Origin of the sequence: Burkholderia sp. EMB26, from assembly GCF_024730645.1 — a bacterium.
Classification (GTDB): Bacteria; Pseudomonadota; Gammaproteobacteria; order Burkholderiales; family Burkholderiaceae; genus Burkholderia; species Burkholderia cenocepacia.
In genome coordinates, this window is record NZ_CP078070.1 from 2,002,985 (window position 1) to 2,018,331 (window position 15,347).

Below are 15,347 nucleotides of genomic sequence, written 5' to 3' on the forward strand. Positions count from 1 at the left end.
CTTACACCTCGCCCCACAGATCGTGGCCGTCGGCGCCCGTGATCTTCACGGACACGAAATCGCCGACCTTGTAGCGCTTCGATGCCTTCGCCGCCGGTTCGACGTAGACGACACCGTCGATCTCCGGCGCATCGGCTGCCGTACGGCCGATGCCGCCTTCCTCGCCGACTTCGTCGATCAGCACCTTGAGCGTCTTGCCGACCTTGCGCTGCATGCGGTTCGCCGACACTTCCTCGGCGACTTCCATGAAGCGTGCACGGCGTTCCTCGCGAACCTCGTCCGGCAGCGCGCCGTCCAGGTCGTTCGCGGTCGCGCCTTCGACCGGCGAATACGCGAAACAGCCGACGCGATCGAGTTCCGCTTCGCGGACGAAGTCGAGCAGCGTCTCGAACTGCTCTTCCGTCTCGCCGGGGAAGCCCGCGATGAACGTGCTGCGGATCGTCAGGTCCGGGCAGATCTCGCGCCATTTCTGCACGCGCTCGAGCACCTTCTCCGCGTTCGCGGGACGCTTCATGCGCTTCAGCACTTCGGGGTGCGCGTGCTGGAACGGCACGTCGAGATACGGCAGTACGTGGCCCTTGAACGGACCTTCCGCCATCAGCGGAATCACTTCGTCGACGCTCGGATACGGATACACGTAGTGCAGACGCACCCACGCACCGTACTGCGCGGCGAGTTCGCCGAGCGCGGCGACCAGGTCGGTCATGCGCGTCTTGATCGGCTTGCCGTTCCAGAAGCCCGTGCGGTACTTCACGTCGACGCCGTACGCGCTCGTGTCCTGCGAGATCACGAGCAGTTCCTTCACGCCCGACTTGAACAGGTTCTCGGCTTCCAGCATCACTTCGGCGACCGGGCGCGACACGAGGTCGCCGCGCATCGACGGGATGATGCAGAACGTGCACCGGTGATTGCAGCCTTCGGAGATCTTCAGGTATGCGTAGTGACGCGGCGTGAGCTTGATGCCGGCCGCAGGGACGAGGTCGACGAACGGATCGTGCGGCTTCGGCAGGTGCGAATGCACGGCCTGCATCACTTCGCCCACCGCGTGCGGGCCGGTGACCGCGAGCACCTTCGGGTGGACTTCCTCGATCAGGTTCGAGCCGCTCGCGCTCGACTTCGCGCCGAGGCAGCCGGTGACGATCACCTTGCCGTTCTCGGTCAGCGCTTCGCCGATCGCGTCGAGGCTTTCCTGCACGGCTTCGTCGATGAAGCCGCAGGTGTTCACGACGACGAGGTCGGCGCCGTCGTAGGTGCCGGAGATTTCATAACCTTCGGCGCGCAGTTGCGTGATGATTTGTTCGGAATCGACGAGCGCTTTCGGGCACCCGAGGGATACGAACCCTACTTTGGGGGATTGGGACATCTGGAGTGTGGGGGCGTGGCAGCAAAAGCGTGAGTTTACAGGGATTTAGGGGTGGCGAGGCAAAATGAGCGACCGGGAAGGATCGTCGCGTGCCGGATTGGCTGAAGCGCCACATCGGCGGTGCCGGGCGGTGCGATCGACACATGCGGGCGCCTTCTGCTCGGCAATGGGTATCGCCATGCGGTTTCGAAGCTGCGCTGCAAAAAAACAGGGCCAAGGTGCGGTTTTTCGTTGCGCCGCCCGAGCACGGTCCATACCGAGCCACACCCGATGTACGCCGGCAGCCCGCGACAACGATATGCCGCCGCGCCGCCTTCCTGGCCAAGCCTGCCGCTTCCCGTCCAGACTCCTGTGCGTCGGACGCGCATGTTTCCGCCCGTCCGGCGATCGAGATTGACGCCGCGCGGCATCGCGCCTCATAATGAGACGAACTACTCCGTTTATTAATATTCGCGCAGCGAACCAAAGCATCTGCCAGCAGCGAGATGACCGCCCGGCGGGACTTCCGGTCGCGCAACGCCCGCGCAAACAAACCCTGCTCGATCCCCGTCAGAAGGACATGCGATGCCCCAATCGAAATCGAACATCAGAAAGAAAACCGGCCTGGCCCTACTGGGCGTCGTGCTGTTGTACTGGATCGCGGTGCCGATCCTTCCGTTTACGTCCATCCCGAACAAGGCGTTCGTGATCCCGGCGCTGGTCGTGATCGGCGAGATCGTGTTCGTGGCCGCCGTCGCGCTGCTGGGAAAGGAATACTGGGCCCAAATAAAAGGATGGGTGACTCGGCGCTTCTGCAGGAAAAACGCGAGTGGCATCGGGAAGTAACGCTCTGTCGCCGGCGGCCGGCGGTCTGGGAAGACATGCCACGCGGTCGGTCAAGCCCATCGCACGAGAATCGGCATGGACTCGCGAAGCCGCTATGCGAAAATCGCGGCATCCGCTCTCTTCAATCGACCCAACGGGGCTCGCATGACTACCCACCTCACGATCGAATTCACCGAACACGCCGCAGAAGCCATCGGCGAACAGACCAGCACCAGCTTTTCCTACGATCAGGGCGCCCATGTCCCGCAACCGGGCGACTTCGTCGAACTCGAAAACTCCCGGCAGACGTTTCTGGTGATCGGCCGCGTGTTCTCGCTGAAGGCCAACTACAGCGCCGTCAAGCTCGTGCTCGACCTGCCGCCGTCGGACGACGATCAGGATTTCGGCCCGGCGCACTGAGTCACGACGAAACGCGTCACGCCAGTCAAAGCCAACGCGCATGCAACGCCGGCCGCGGCGCTGCATGCGTCACCGCCATACGCGTCACTCCTGCGTGACGGGCACATACATGGCCTGCATCAGCCCGCTCGGCAACCGCTTCGTATCGTCGAGCCGCAACACCGTTTGCGGCAGGTCAGCACCGAACAGCGGAATCCCCGTGCCGAGCACGATCGGCACCCAGCTCAGCGTGATGCGATCAACGACGCCGGCCTTGAGGCCTTCTCGCACAGTCAAGCCGCCGTCCAGATAAACGTGACGATGGCCTTGCTTCGCCAGCCGCTCGAGCAGCGCCGCAAGCGTGCCGTCGAATGGTTCTTCGCCGTGGCGCGACGCCAGTTCGCGGCGCGTCATGACGACCATCCGCTTGCCCGCATACGGCCACGGGTCGAAGTTGATCACCGTGTCGTACGTATTGCGCCCCATCACGATCACGTCGATGTCGTTCATGAGCGCCGTGTAACCGGTGTCATCCGGCGAATCCGATGAAAACGGCTCCAGCCATGACAGATCGCCGTTGTCGCCGGCGATGAATCCATCGAGACTGAGCGCGAGAAACACACTGACGCGAGGGCGCATACGAAGCATCCTTTCATGAATGCAAGGATGGCGAGTATAGCGGCGATGCGCGTACCCTGCCGCTGCTTGCGCCACGTCGACAGAGCGGCGTCGCTCGGCTCGATCGCCGGCCGGATCGCGCTTCCATGATCGCCTTCGCCGCCAAGCGACCGAGCCACGGCGCCAGAATCACGCCGGGGTGCGCAACCACCGCATACACGCCTGCGACGCCGGGCAGAAAGCCATTGAGCGGCACGCCATCGCTCGTCATCGGACGAAGCGCCGACCTCGCGGACAACGGCGTGAGTGTCGCCCGCCCCGCATCGGCGCGGCATCGTACCGCTCGCCGTGCGCGGGAACCGCTCGCGCGTTTCGCGCCTCGCCGTGCAGCGCCGCTTATGGTACGACAGGCGAGCACGAGCCCACACCATCAGGCGCGGCGCGTCCCGGCTTTCGTTCGTATGGACTGGATCTCGATCGACTGGACAACGGCGATGCCCGCGCAGACGAGGCACGGGCATTCGATGCCGACGATCCTGGACGACCGTCGGCGATTTTTTCCGCAGGCGGCAGCCGCGCATCGTCGTGCCCGAATGCACGACCGCGAGCGGCCGCCCTGCTTCGCGGCGCCGACGTCCGACGGCTCGCGCCGCCGCGGCCGGCCTGCCGCGAAACCGTTACTTCTTTTCGGGCTCCGATGCGCCCGGCTGCTTGAACGGGAACGTGCTGAACATCGACTTCGCCTGGTTCTGCATCTGTTCCTGCATCTGCACGAACATGTTCTTCGACTGCTCGATGTAGCTCGTCATCATCCCTTGCATCATCGGCGCCTGCATGTTCATGAACTGCGACCAGACTTCCGGATTCATCGCGTTACCTTCGTAGAGGTTCTTCGATTGATCCGCGAGCTTGTTCTGGATGTCGATGAATGCCTGGATGTTCTTTTCCAGGTACGTGCCCATCATGCCCTGCATCGCATGACCGTAGAAACGGATGATCTGCGACAGCATCGACGACGAGAACATCGGCACGCCACCGCTTTCCTCTTCGAGGATGATCTGCAGGAGAATGCTGCGCGTCAGGTCTTCGTTGGATTTCGCATCGACGACCTTGAAATCCTCCTGCTCGAGCACGAGCTGCTTCACGTCGGTCAGCGTAATGTACGTGCTTGTCTCGGTATCGTAGAGCCGGCGGTTCGGGTACTTCTTGATGAGCCGTTCGGCCGTCTTCTTTGTAGTAGTCATGTAACGCCTTTGAGTGCAGCGTAGCGCAAGTGACGAATCCCCGCCGCCCGAATCCGGGAGGCGGGGGCCTTCGGAAAACGCCCGGCTGCGCGGCCACCCGGCCCGCGCAGCCAGGACGCTCAGCCCATGTGCAGGCCGCCGTTCAGCGAGAAGTCGGCGCCCGTCGCGAAGCCGGAATCGTTCGACGCGAGCCACGCGACGATCGAGCCGATTTCCTCGGGGCCGCCGAGACGCCGCACCGGGATCGTCGCAACGATCTTCTCGAGCACGTCGGGGCGGATCGCCTTCACCATGTCGGTGCCGATGTAGCCCGGCGACACGGTGTTGACCGTCACGCCCTTCGTCGCGACTTCCTGCGCGAGCGACATCGTGAAGCCGTGAATGCCGGCCTTCGCGGTCGAGTAGTTCGTCTGGCCGAATTGCCCCTTCTGGCCGTTCACCGACGAAATGTTGATGATGCGGCCCCAGCCACGTTCGACCATCCCGTCGATCACCTGCTTCGTGACGTTGAACAGGCTCGTCAGGTTGGTGTCGATCACGGCGGTCCAGTCTTCATGCGTCATCTTGCGGAACACGACGTCGCGCGTGATGCCCGCGTTGTTGACCAGCACGTCGATCTCGCCGACTTCGGCCTTGACCTTGTCGAACGCTTCCTTGGTCGAGTCCCAGTCGCCGACGTTGCCTTCCGACGCGATGAAGTCGTACCCGAGCGCCTTCTGGTCCTCGAGCCATTTCACCCGGCGCGGCGAGTTCGGGCCACAACCTGCGACCACCTTGAAGCCGTCTTTCGACAGACGCTGGCAGATGCTGGTGCCGATGCCGCCCATCCCGCCCGTTACGTACGCAATTCGCTGAGACATAAATCTCACTCCATTTTTTGGTTTCGAGAGCTGCCGGAGGCCCCCTCTGACTTCACGTGACGCCGGCCGAAGCCGCAATCGGCCGGCGCACGGATTCGGTACGCCGGTGACGAACGGCCGGTTACGGACGCTCGACCGCGAGCGCGACGCCCATCCCGCCGCCGATGCACAGCGACGCCAGCCCGCGCTTCGCGTCGCGCTTGACCATCTCGTGCAGCAGCGTCACCAGGATCCGGCAGCCCGACGCACCGATCGGGTGGCCGATCGCGATCGCCCCGCCGTTCACGTTCACCTTCGACGTGTCCCAGCCCATCTGCTTGTGCACCGCCAGCGCCTGCGCCGCGAACGCCTCGTTGATCTCCATCAGGTCCAGGTCGCCCGGCGTCCAGCCCGCGCGCTCCAGCGCACGGCGCGATGCCGGCACCGGGCCCATGCCCATCACGCTCGGGTCCACGCCCGCGTTCGCATACGCCTTGATCCGCGCCAGCGGCGTCAGGCCCAAGGCGGCTGCCTTCTGCGCCGACATCACCAGCACCGCGGCCGCCCCATCGTTCAGCCCCGACGCGTTCGCCGCCGTCACCGAGCCGTCCTTCGCGAACGCCGGCTTCAGCCCCGCCAACGACTCCGCCGTCACGCCGTGACGCACGAACTCGTCCGTCGCGAACTGCAGCGGCTCGCCCTTGCGTTGCGGAATCGACACCGGCACGATCTCGTCGTTGAAACGCCCGGCCTTCTGCGCGGCTTCCGCCTTGTTCTGCGACAGCGCCGCGAACGCGTCCTGCTCTTCGCGCGTGATCCCGTATTCCTTCGCGACGTTCTCCGCCGTGATGCCCATGTGGTACTGGTTGTACACGTCCCACAGCCCGTCGACGATCATCGTGTCGACCAGCTTCGCGTCGCCCATCCGGAACCCGTCGCGCGAGCCCGGCAGCACGTGCGGCGACGCGCTCATGTTCTCCTGGCCACCCGCGATCACGATCTCCGCGTCGCCCGCGACGATCGCGTTCGCCGCCAGCATCACGGCCTTCAGGCCCGAGCCGCACACCTTGTTGATCGTCATCCCCGGCACGGCGTTCGGCAGCCCCGCCTTGATCAGCGACTGCCGCGCCGGGTTCTGCCCGGAGCCGGCCGTCAGCACCTGGCCCATGATCACTTCGCTGACCTGCTCGGGCTTCACGCCCGCACGCTCCAGCACTGCGCGGATCACCGTCGCGCCCAGTTCGGGCGCCGCAACCTTCGCCAGCGAGCCGCCGAATTTGCCGACCGCGGTCCGCGCGGCCGATACGATCACTACATCCGTCATTTCCCTTTCCTCCAGGCCCGCACGACACGGCGCGTCGTTACCGGCCCTGTTAAAAAAACTGCGGTGCACCGGACAGCGTGCGCCGCTGTCCGGTTTTCGTCAATCGCGCTGCAACACGTAGCGCCCGGGCGCCGGCTCGATCACCGGGAATTGCGCGGAACCCGGCTGGGCCGGCGGCGCGACCTTGCGACCGCCGTACGCGTCGAGCCACTCGACCCACGTCGTCCACCAGCTTCCCGGCTGCTCGGTCGCCGCGGCAAACCAGTCGTCCGCGGATTCGGGCAGGTCGCCCTCGTTGACCCAGTAGCTGCGTTTCTTCTTCGCCGGCGGATTGATCACGCCCGCGATGTGTCCCGACGCGCCGAGCACGAACTTCAGCGGGCCCGACAGGATCGACGTCGATGCGTAGGCCGTCTGCCACGGCACGATGTGATCCTCGCGCGAACCGTAGATGAAGGTCGGCACGTCGATCAGCGACAGGTCGACCGACTCGCCGCACACGGTCAGCGCACCCGGCTCGCGCAGCTTGTTTTCCAGATAGGTATGGCGCAGATACCACGCGTACATCGGGCCCGGCAGGCTCGTCGAATCGCTGTTCCAGTACAGCAGGTCGAACGGCGCGGGCGTGCGGCCCTTCAGGTAGTTGTCGACGACGTAGTTCCACACGAGATCGTTCGGCCGCAGGAACGAGAACGTGTTCGCGAACTCGACGCCGCGCATCAGCCCCGGCTGCGCACCGTTCTTGCCGCCGATGGTCTGCTCGCGCATCTGCACGTGCGCCTCGTCGACGAACACGTCGAGGATGCCCGTATCGGTGAAGTCGAGCATCGCGGTGAGCAGCGTCATCGACGCGGCCGGATGTTCGCCACGCGCGGCGAGCACCGCGAGCGCGGTCGCGAGCATCGTGCCGCCGACGCAGAAGCCGAGCGTGTTGATCTGCTCGCGGCCGCTGATCTGCTGCACCGCGTCGATCGCCGCGAGCAGCCCTTCGTTCATGTAGTCGTCCCACGTCTTGTGCGCGACCGATGCATCCGCGTTGCGCCACGACACGAGGAATACCTGATGACCGTTCGACAGCGCGTGCGCGACGAGCGAATTCTCCGGCTGCAGGTCGAGGATGTAGAACTTGTTGATGCACGGCGGGACGATCAGCAACGGCCGCTCGAACACCTTGTCCGTCTTCGGCGTGTACTGGATCAGCTGGATCAGGTCGTTCTCGTACACGACCGAGCCTTCGGTACATCCGAGGTTCTTGCCGACCACGAACTGCGATTCGTCGGTCTGCGAAATCTTGCCGCGCTGCAGGTCGCCGAGCAGGTTCATCATCCCCTGCCGCAGGCTTTCGCCCTGCGTCTCGAGGATCGATTTCTGTGCGTCGGGATTGAGTGCGAGGAAGTTGCTCGGCGCGGCGGCGGCCGTCCATTGCTGGACCGTGAAACGGATGCGCTCACGCGTCTTCGGATCGGTCTGAAGCGCGTCGGCCAGCTCCTGCAGATAGCGCGCGTTGAGCAGATACCAGGCGGCCGCGAACGCATGCGCGGGGGACGCCTTCCACGCGTCGCCGCTGAAGCGGCGGTCCTTCAGCTCTGGCGACTCGAGCTTCGCGGCGGCCGCCTGCTGCATCAGCGTCATGCAATCGCGTGCGTAGTCGGCCTGCAATGCCTGGAGCCGTTCGGGCGGAATCGCGGCAACCGGCAGCTTCAGCCCCGCGAACGGCGACGCCATCGCGCCGAAGTCGGGCATCGACGGCATCTGGAACGGAAACGACGTCGGGAACTGGAATGTCGCGAACGGATTGACGGAGGCCGATGCCGTCGCGGCGCGCGCCGGATCTGCAAAACCGCGCCACGCGTTCAACCACGACTCGAACATCTGCTGCATCGGCTGGGCGGCCGGATCGAAACCGGTGCTGCCCGCGGAAGTGCCCGCATGCGCGGACGTCGACGAATTTTTCGATGCTGTCATTACCTGCCTTACCGGTGATTCGTGAGCGTCAATCGTGAAATCCTGCTCGCGCGCGGCGTGCCGGCTGCGAGCCGGGCCGTCATGCTCTGGAGAGGCGTCTCCAGATTCTGCCGCAGTGCGGTATTTTTATCATTATCGTTTTCCCCATGTGAAGCGCCCCGTCAAACCACTGAACATTTCGGCACGGAGATAATCCGCGCACAACAGACGGGACAAGGGTTCCGGCGAAACATAAAACATTTTGTTTAGCTTGACGTCGGGATTTTTCATTCAGTCGCGCATGCAACGCCGTATTGCCGCCTCAATATCGAGATAACTCGATTTCGCGGCGCAACAAAGCCGGCGCGCATGCGCATGCAATCAATCGGCCAGCCAGATTGCCGCGGCCATGCGCCCCGTCACGCGGTCGCGCCGGTACGAATAGAAGCGCGCACGCTCGGCGACCGTGCACGCCGTCCCGCCGCTCACGTGCGCCACACCCGCACGCGCGAGTCGCAGGCGCGCGAGCGCGTAGAGGTCGGCCAGGAACTTGCCGGGCGCGCCGTCGATCGCGACGAACGCATGACGGGTTTCATCATGCTCCGACTGCGGAGCCGTGTCGAGAAACGCATCGCGCACATCGGCGCCGACCTCGAACGCCTGCGGGCCGATCGCCGGACCGAGATACGCATGCAGCGCGTCCGTCGCGCCGCCCGCAAGCGCCGCGACGCGCGCCGCCGTCTGCTCGACGATGCCGGCCGCGAGCCCGCGCCAGCCCGCATGCGCGGCGCCGACCGCGCGGCCCTGCGCGTCGCACAGCAGCACGGGCAGGCAATCGGCCACCATCACCACGCAGACGGCGCCTGCCTGATCGGTCACGCTCGCGTCGGCTTGCACCGGCGCCGTGGCACCAGGCGCGGCGGCGATCACCGCGTCCGCCTGCACGATCTGCGCGCCGTGAACCTGCTCGAGCCATGCGGCGCCCGACTGGCCAGCGAGGGCCAGCACGCGCGCGCGGTTGGCGGCGACATGGCCGGGATCGTCACCGGTATGCAGGCCGAGATTCATCCCGCCCGGCAGCGCGGCGCCGTCCTGCCAGCGCCCGTACGGGCCTTCGCTCACACCGCCGTCGCGGGTCGTGATCAGCGCGCGCACGCGCGGCGACACCTGCCAGTCGGGCCGCACGCAGTCCTGCCACGTCAACGGCGCCAGGTTCGTCATCGGCACTCACTCCTCCTCATCGTCGTCCAGATACGGCTCGTCGTCGTGATACTCGCCGCCGAAATCGTCATCGTCGTAGACACCGTCGTCGTCGTCGAATTCCTCGTCGCCCTGCCCGAAGCCGAGCGCGGCGACCAGTGCGTTCATGTCGTCCGGCAGCGGGCAGCGCCACTGCATCGCCTTGCCCGTGACCGGATGCACGAGGCCGAGCCGCCACGCATGCAGCGCCTGTCGCGCGAACCCGTCCGGCAGCGGCGTGACCGAGCGCTTGCCGCGCGCGCGCCCGTAGACCGGATCGCCGAGCAGCGGATGTCCGGCATGCGCGCAATGCACACGGATCTGGTGCGTACGGCCGGTTTCGAGATCGCACTGAATCGCCGAAACCGGCTGACGTTGCCACAGGCATGTGTCAACCGTGCGGAAATGCGTGCGCGCGGGCTTGCCCGACGCGCCGGTGACGACGGCCATGCGCGTGCGCTCGCGCGGATCGCGGCCGATCGGCGCGTCGATCGTGCCCGCCTCGGGCATCGTGCCCCACACCAGCGCGAAATAGCGGCGCTTCACCGTGCGGGCCTGCAGCTGGCGCACGAGGTCCGTCTGCGCGGCCAGCGTGCGGGCGACCACCATCAGGCCGGAGGTTTCCTTGTCGAGCCGGTGGACGATCCCCGCGCGCGGCAGGCCGGCCGCCGCGTCGCCGTAGCGATGCAGGAGGCCGTTGAGGATCGTGCCGCTCCAGTTGCCGGCGGCCGGATGCACGACGAGGCCGGCCGGCTTGTTGATGACGACGAGCGCGTCGTCCTCGTAAATCACGTCGAGCGGCACGGGCTCCGGCGTGAACGCGAGCTGCTCGGGCAGCAGATCGGGCACGAGCGCGATCTTCGCGCCGAGCGGCACCGGCTGGCGGATCTTCGCCGGCGCGCCGTCGACGAGCACGCGCTGCGCCTCGATCCAGCTCTGCAGGCGGCTGCGCGAGAATTCGGGGAACAGTTGGGCAAGCGCCTTGTCGAGCCGTTCGCCGGCGAGCGACAGCGGCACTTCGACGATACGCGGCGCGTCATCGCCCGCCACGGACGGCACGACGGGCGGCTGCATCGCGTCGCCGGCCAGATCGTCATCGAGGGAATCCCCCGAGGCAGCGTCGGCGGGCCGATCGCTTGGGCTATAATCTTCGCGATTTGGTGTGCCCGGCTGGGCATTCTGCGAACTTGAACGGGTCATTTAGACTGGGTCACCGAGACTTGAAGCTAGGACATGCGAGCATGATGAATTCGACCAAACGCACGGCCAGAACCGTCGCCGCCCGGGCTGCGGCGGTAGCGGCCGCGGCCCTCATCGCCGGCTGCCACGGCTTGCCGCAGAAGCAGGACGAGACGGCTACCTGGTCGAACAACAAATTATACTCAGAGGCCCAGGACGCACTGTCCGGCGGCGACTGGGGCAAGTGCGCGAAATATTTCGAATCGCTGCAAGGCCGCGATCCGTTCGGCCATTTCGCACAGCAGGCGCAGATCAACGTCGCGTACTGCAACTGGAAGGACAACGAACCGGCAGCCGCCGACCAGGCCGTCGACCGCTTCATCCAGCTCCACCCGGATCATCCGGATATCCCGTACGCGTACTACCTGAAGGGGATGATCCACTTCAACGACGATCTCGGCCTGTTCGGGCGCTTCTCCGGCCAGGACATGAGCGAACGCGATCCGCAGGCGCTGCGCGAATCGTACGATGCGTTCAAGGTCGTCGTCGATCGCTTCCCGAAGAGCAAGTACGCGCCCGACGCGGCCGCACGGATGCGCTACATCGTCAACGCGCTCGCGTCGCACGAAGTGCACGCGGCCGACTACTACTACCGTCGTGGCGCGTATGTCGCGGCCATCAACCGCGCCCAGCTCGCGATCAAGGACTACAAGGGCGCGCCGGCGATCGAGGATGCGCTGCACATCATGATCCTGTCGTACGGCAAGCTGAACCAGCCGGAACTCGCCGAGGACACCAAGCGCGTGCTCGCGGGCACGTTCCCCGACAGCCCGTATGTGACGGGCCATTCGCGCCCCGGTGCGAAGAAGTCGTGGTGGCAGTTCTGAAGCACGGCGCGATGTAACATCCGTTGTGCACACAAAAAACCCGGCCATCGAGCCGGGTTTTTTATTGGCGCCGCATGCAAGCGGCACCGGGACAATCAAGCGACAAGCGCCGCGCGCGCGATCAAGCGCGCTTGTCCGAGCGGTGCTCGTCGAAGAAATCCTGCACGACCGCGATCTCGCGCGTGCGCTTGAACGGCGGCAGGCTTTGCCAGATCCGGCGCCCGTACGGCTTGTCGACGAGTCGCGTGTCGCAGATCATCAGCACGCCGCGATCCGTCTCCGCACGAATCAGCCGGCCCGCGCCCTGCTTCAGCGTGATCACGGCCTGCGGCAGCTGATGCACCGCGAACGGGCTCAGCCCCTTCTTCGTCAACGCATCGAGCCGCGCGGCCAGCACCGGATCGTCCGGCGGCGCGAACGGCAGCTTGTCGATCACGACCAGCGACAACGCATCGCCGCGCACGTCGACGCCCTCCCAGAAACTCTGGCTACCGACCAGGATCGCATTGCCGTACGCGCGGAAGCGGTCGAGCAGCTCGGTACGGCTTGCGTCGCCCTGCACGAGCAGCGGCGTGTTCCAGCCGCGCGCCTCGATCACGTCGCGCAGCTTCGAGGCGATCCGGTCGACCGCGCGCAGCGTCGTGCACAGCATGAACACGCCACCGCCGGACGCCTCGATCGCCGGCAACGCGGCATCGAAGACGGCATCGGTAAACGCCGGCGAAGAGGGCTGCGGCAGGTTGCGCGGCACGTACAGCAACCCCTGCGACTGGTAATCGAACGGGCTGGCGAGCGTCATCGAACGACGCGAGCTGAGGCCCATCTGCGCCGCGTAGTGCGTGAAATCGCCGCGCACCGACAACGTGGCCGACGTGAACACCCACGCACGCGGCACACCCGCACGCTGCTTCGCGAAAATCGGCGCGACCGACAGCGGCGTTTCGTGCAGTTGCACGGTATGCGCGAACACCTCTACCCAGCGCACCTTCTCGTTCGGATCGCCGTCAGTGGCCGCGTTGTCGCCTGCCACGGCCGCATCGGCCTGCGCGGCCGCTTCCGCCGCGCCGGGCGCGACCCAGCCGGCCAGCAGGTCCTGCAGCTCGCGGGCGCGTCGCAGGCACGCGCCGAGCGATTCCGCACGCTCGGCCTGGCTCGCGAGTGCCGAGGCGAGCGCATCGAGCGCAGCGTCGAGCGCGTCGAGCGCACCGAACATCGGGTGATCGTCGCCGAGCTGCGCGAGCGACATGCGCACGATCTGGTCGTTCGCGAACGCGAGGCGCAAATCGCGCGCCGCGCGCTCGAGATCGCCGCCGAGCTTCACCCACTCGACCGCGTCGCGTGCATGGCTCAGGCCTTCGGCCACCGTGTCGCGCGCGAGCTCGAGGATCTGCGTCGTCGACAGCGTCTCGCCGAAGAACAGCGTCGCCGTCTCCGGCAGCTGATGCGCTTCGTCGAAGATGATCGTGTTCGCGTTCGGCAGCAGCTCGGCCATCCCCGTGTCGCGCAGCATGATGTCCGCGAAGAACAGGTGATGGTTGACGACGACGATGTCGGCCTGCTGAGCCTCGCGCCGCGCCTGCATCACGAAGCATTCCTTGTAGTGCGGGCATTCCTGGCCGAGGCAGTTGTCGCGCGTCGACGTGACCATCGACCACACGGGCGCGTTTTCCGGCACGCTTGCGAGTTCGGCCTTGTCGCCGCTCTTCGTGATCTTCGCGAAGCGGACGATTTCCTGCAGATAGGCCGTGTCCTGCCGCGACGGCAGCCGGCCGTTGTCGGCCGTGCGTTGCAGGTAGTAGTGGCACAGATAGTTGGCGCGGCCCTTGAGCATCGCGACCGACACCGGCACCGCGAGCGCGTTGCGCACGGTCGGGATGTCGCGCTGGAACAGCTGGTCCTGCAGGTGCTTCGTGCCGGTCGACACGATCACCTTGCCGCCCCACAGCATCGCGGGCACCAGATACGCGTAGGTCTTGCCGGTACCCGTGCCGGCTTCGACGATCAGCGTGTTGTCGCCCGCGTCGTTGTCCGGTTCGGCTGCCGCGGCATCGTCCGCCGCCGGCCCGGCCGTTTTGTCGCCGTCGCCGAGACGGCGTGCCGGCCGCTTGCGGGTTTCGAAGATCTCGGGTTCGGGCATCCGGCGCGCGGACGCTTCCATCGCGGACGCGACCGCGCGCGCCATCTCGATCTGCGACGTACGCGGCCGATAGCCGTCGAGCGCGCGCGCCAGCAACCCGCCTTCGCCGAAGATCGTGTCGAGCTCGTCGACACGCTTGCGGCTCAGCTCGAAAGTGCCTTCGGGCGCACGAACGCGCCCGGCGGACGTCGTGTCACGCCGGGCATCGGGGGTGGCTTCAAGCGGTGAATTCAAGGCAAGCGTTCCTGTGTCCAGCGCCCGGGCGGCGCCGGCGCTTGCCAGGCCGCGCTCAGGCGCGCTTATCCGGTTCGAGCTGCGATTGCAGCAAAATGATTTTGTCCTTGGCCGCCAGCTTTTCCTTCTTCAGCCGGTGCAGCGTGATGTCGTCGATGTCGGAGTGTCCTTCCTTCAGCTCGATCTCCCGAGCGAGCTGCTGGTGCTGCTCCTGCAATGCAGCCAAACGGTTGTGCAATTCCTGCTGCTGTTCCGTGTGACGGTTTTGCATAGTTGCCTCCTCATCGAAGCAGCGCGACGGCCGGCGTGCCGACGCGCCCGAGACTGATCCCGATCAATTCAACACGTTACTGCCCCTGCTGCTGTTGCTGCTTGGCCTTCTCGGCCGCTTCCTGCTGACGCCGCTCGACATCGGCCTTGTGCTGCGCGGCTTCCTTCTGCTTCTGCTCGTAGCGCGTGGCGTTGTCGGCCCGTTCCTGCGCCTTCTGCGCCGCCTGCTGGTGCGCCTGGTCGAGCTTGCGCTGGAAATCCGCCTGCTTCTGGTCGTATGCCTGCTTGCTCGCCGCGCGTTGCGGTCCTTCCGCGCCGCGCTGCGCCTGTTTCAGTGCATTCTGCTCCTGCTTGTCGCGGAATGCAGCCGCGTTCGCCGCTTCGTTCGCCGCCCGCTGCGGCGCTTCCGCCGCGTTCCGGGCCTGCTTCAGCGCCTGCTGCTGGTCGCGCTGCTGCGCGCGCACCGCACGCTGCTCGTCGTTGAGCGCGAGCTGCTCCTGGCGAATGCTCGCCCGTTCCTCGCGCATCTGGTCGCGCGCCTTGCCGAGACAGTGATTGACGAAGAACTTGCTGTAACAATCGTGCTCCGCCACCGCATAACGATAATCGTTTTCCGCGGAGCGTTGATTGAGCACTTTTTGACGGGCGTCGAAATCCGGGACGGCGGAGGCGGCAACGGGCGCGGACGCGACGGCGTCCGGCGCGCTGGCGTCAGCGGCCTGCGCGAATGCGCCGGAAGGCCCGGCAGACAAAGCCGCGGCGAGCGCTGCGCCGAGCGCGACGAGAGAAATGCGGGAAGTTGGCAACGTCGTAGGAAAGCTGCGGGACATGTGTCAAATTCTATCACCCCCGGCTGGACGCTCCGC

At 65.9% G+C, this 15,347-nt stretch carries 14 protein-coding genes; 3 read left to right on the top strand and 11 right to left on the bottom strand.

What is annotated here, in order from left to right:
• Position 1: 1 nt before the first annotated feature.
• Positions 2-1,363 carry a 30S ribosomal protein S12 methylthiotransferase RimO gene (rimO, locus tag KU887_RS09425; protein ID WP_006497181.1) on the bottom strand — a complete coding sequence of 454 codons (1,362 nt, stop codon included), beginning with the start codon at positions 1,361-1,363 and terminating at the stop codon, positions 2-4.
• 564 nt (positions 1,364-1,927) lie between these two features.
• Here rimO and KU887_RS09430 point away from each other — a divergent pair.
• Positions 1,928-2,188, top strand: coding sequence for a transporter suffix domain-containing protein (locus tag KU887_RS09430; protein ID WP_006485271.1), 261 nt, complete (start codon positions 1,928-1,930; stop codon positions 2,186-2,188).
• A 144-nt stretch (positions 2,189-2,332) separates the two neighbouring features.
• Positions 2,333-2,587: a hypothetical protein gene (locus KU887_RS09435; RefSeq protein ID WP_012328614.1), complete on the top strand. Its 255-nt coding sequence runs from the start codon at positions 2,333-2,335 to the stop codon at positions 2,585-2,587.
• Between the two features lie 84 nt (positions 2,588-2,671).
• Here the strand turns inward: KU887_RS09435 and KU887_RS09440 are convergent, their stop codons facing one another.
• From KU887_RS09440 to KU887_RS09470, 7 genes are all read right to left on the bottom strand, one after another.
• Complete coding sequence (locus tag KU887_RS09440; RefSeq protein ID WP_258250028.1) at positions 2,672-3,187, bottom strand: dihydrofolate reductase family protein; 516 nt, start codon at positions 3,185-3,187, stop codon at positions 2,672-2,674.
• A 674-nt stretch (positions 3,188-3,861) separates the two neighbouring features.
• Positions 3,862-4,428, bottom strand: coding sequence for a polyhydroxyalkanoate synthesis repressor PhaR (gene phaR, locus KU887_RS09445; RefSeq protein ID WP_006485265.1), 567 nt, complete (start codon positions 4,426-4,428; stop codon positions 3,862-3,864).
• A gap of 119 nt (positions 4,429-4,547) precedes the next feature.
• Positions 4,548-5,288: a 3-ketoacyl-ACP reductase gene (locus tag KU887_RS09450; protein WP_006491801.1), complete on the bottom strand. Its 741-nt coding sequence runs from the start codon at positions 5,286-5,288 to the stop codon at positions 4,548-4,550.
• 121 nt (positions 5,289-5,409) lie between these two features.
• Positions 5,410-6,591, bottom strand: a complete 1,182-nt coding sequence (locus KU887_RS09455; protein WP_006485256.1) for an acetyl-CoA C-acetyltransferase — start codon at positions 6,589-6,591, stop codon at positions 5,410-5,412.
• A gap of 99 nt (positions 6,592-6,690) precedes the next feature.
• A complete protein-coding gene (gene phaC / locus KU887_RS09460; RefSeq protein ID WP_006485252.1) occupies positions 6,691-8,556 on the bottom strand; it encodes a class I poly(R)-hydroxyalkanoic acid synthase in 1,866 nt (621 codons plus the stop codon).
• A 360-nt stretch (positions 8,557-8,916) separates the two neighbouring features.
• Positions 8,917-9,756 carry a peptidoglycan editing factor PgeF gene (pgeF, locus tag KU887_RS09465; protein ID WP_012492651.1) on the bottom strand — a complete coding sequence of 280 codons (840 nt, stop codon included), beginning with the start codon at positions 9,754-9,756 and terminating at the stop codon, positions 8,917-8,919.
• 6 nt (positions 9,757-9,762) lie between these two features.
• The gene (locus KU887_RS09470; protein WP_034178468.1) at positions 9,763-10,974 is read right to left on the bottom strand and encodes an RluA family pseudouridine synthase; all 1,212 of its coding nucleotides are present in this window, start codon (positions 10,972-10,974) and stop codon (positions 9,763-9,765) included.
• Positions 10,975-11,015: 41 nt separating this feature from the next.
• On the opposite strand from KU887_RS09470, the gene KU887_RS09475 reads away from it, so the two are divergent.
• Positions 11,016-11,840, top strand: coding sequence for an outer membrane protein assembly factor BamD (locus KU887_RS09475; RefSeq protein ID WP_006484415.1), 825 nt, complete (start codon positions 11,016-11,018; stop codon positions 11,838-11,840).
• 121 nt (positions 11,841-11,961) lie between these two features.
• Here the strand turns inward: KU887_RS09475 and KU887_RS09480 are convergent, their stop codons facing one another.
• The 3 genes from KU887_RS09480 to KU887_RS09490 all read right to left on the bottom strand — a co-directional run bounded on the left by KU887_RS09480 (position 11,962) and on the right by KU887_RS09490 (position 15,311).
• On the bottom strand, positions 11,962-14,211 hold the full coding sequence (locus tag KU887_RS09480; protein ID WP_006496420.1) for an ATP-dependent DNA helicase: 2,250 nt from the start codon (positions 14,209-14,211) through the stop codon (positions 11,962-11,964).
• Between the two features lie 55 nt (positions 14,212-14,266).
• Positions 14,267-14,482 carry a YdcH family protein gene (locus KU887_RS09485; RefSeq protein ID WP_006478692.1) on the bottom strand — a complete coding sequence of 72 codons (216 nt, stop codon included), beginning with the start codon at positions 14,480-14,482 and terminating at the stop codon, positions 14,267-14,269.
• 76 nt (positions 14,483-14,558) lie between these two features.
• Positions 14,559-15,311 carry a hypothetical protein gene (locus KU887_RS09490; protein WP_006485898.1) on the bottom strand — a complete coding sequence of 251 codons (753 nt, stop codon included), beginning with the start codon at positions 15,309-15,311 and terminating at the stop codon, positions 14,559-14,561.
• Positions 15,312-15,347: the final 36 nt, after the last annotated feature.

Excerpts from the sequence above, each read along its gene's own strand:
- rimO (WP_006497181.1), bottom strand. The coding sequence starts at position 1,363 with ATGTCCCAATCCCCCAAAGTAGGGTTCGTATCCCTCGGGTGCCCGAAA.
- KU887_RS09430 (WP_006485271.1), top strand. The coding sequence starts at position 1,928 with ATGCCCCAATCGAAATCGAACATCAGAAAGAAAACCGGCCTGGCCCTA.
- KU887_RS09435 (WP_012328614.1), top strand. The coding sequence starts at position 2,333 with ATGACTACCCACCTCACGATCGAATTCACCGAACACGCCGCAGAAGCC.
- phaR (WP_006485265.1), bottom strand. The coding sequence starts at position 4,428 with ATGACTACTACAAAGAAGACGGCCGAACGGCTCATCAAGAAGTACCCG.
- KU887_RS09450 (WP_006491801.1), bottom strand. The coding sequence starts at position 5,288 with ATGTCTCAGCGAATTGCGTACGTAACGGGCGGGATGGGCGGCATCGGC.
- KU887_RS09455 (WP_006485256.1), bottom strand. The coding sequence starts at position 6,591 with ATGACGGATGTAGTGATCGTATCGGCCGCGCGGACCGCGGTCGGCAAA.
- phaC (WP_006485252.1), bottom strand. The coding sequence starts at position 8,556 with ATGACAGCATCGAAAAATTCGTCGACGTCCGCGCATGCGGGCACTTCC.
- pgeF (WP_012492651.1), bottom strand. The coding sequence starts at position 9,756 with ATGACGAACCTGGCGCCGTTGACGTGGCAGGACTGCGTGCGGCCCGAC.
- KU887_RS09470 (WP_034178468.1), bottom strand. The coding sequence starts at position 10,974 with ATGACCCGTTCAAGTTCGCAGAATGCCCAGCCGGGCACACCAAATCGC.
- KU887_RS09475 (WP_006484415.1), top strand. The coding sequence starts at position 11,016 with ATGATGAATTCGACCAAACGCACGGCCAGAACCGTCGCCGCCCGGGCT.
- KU887_RS09485 (WP_006478692.1), bottom strand. The coding sequence starts at position 14,482 with ATGCAAAACCGTCACACGGAACAGCAGCAGGAATTGCACAACCGTTTG.
- KU887_RS09490 (WP_006485898.1), bottom strand. The coding sequence starts at position 15,311 with ATGTCCCGCAGCTTTCCTACGACGTTGCCAACTTCCCGCATTTCTCTC.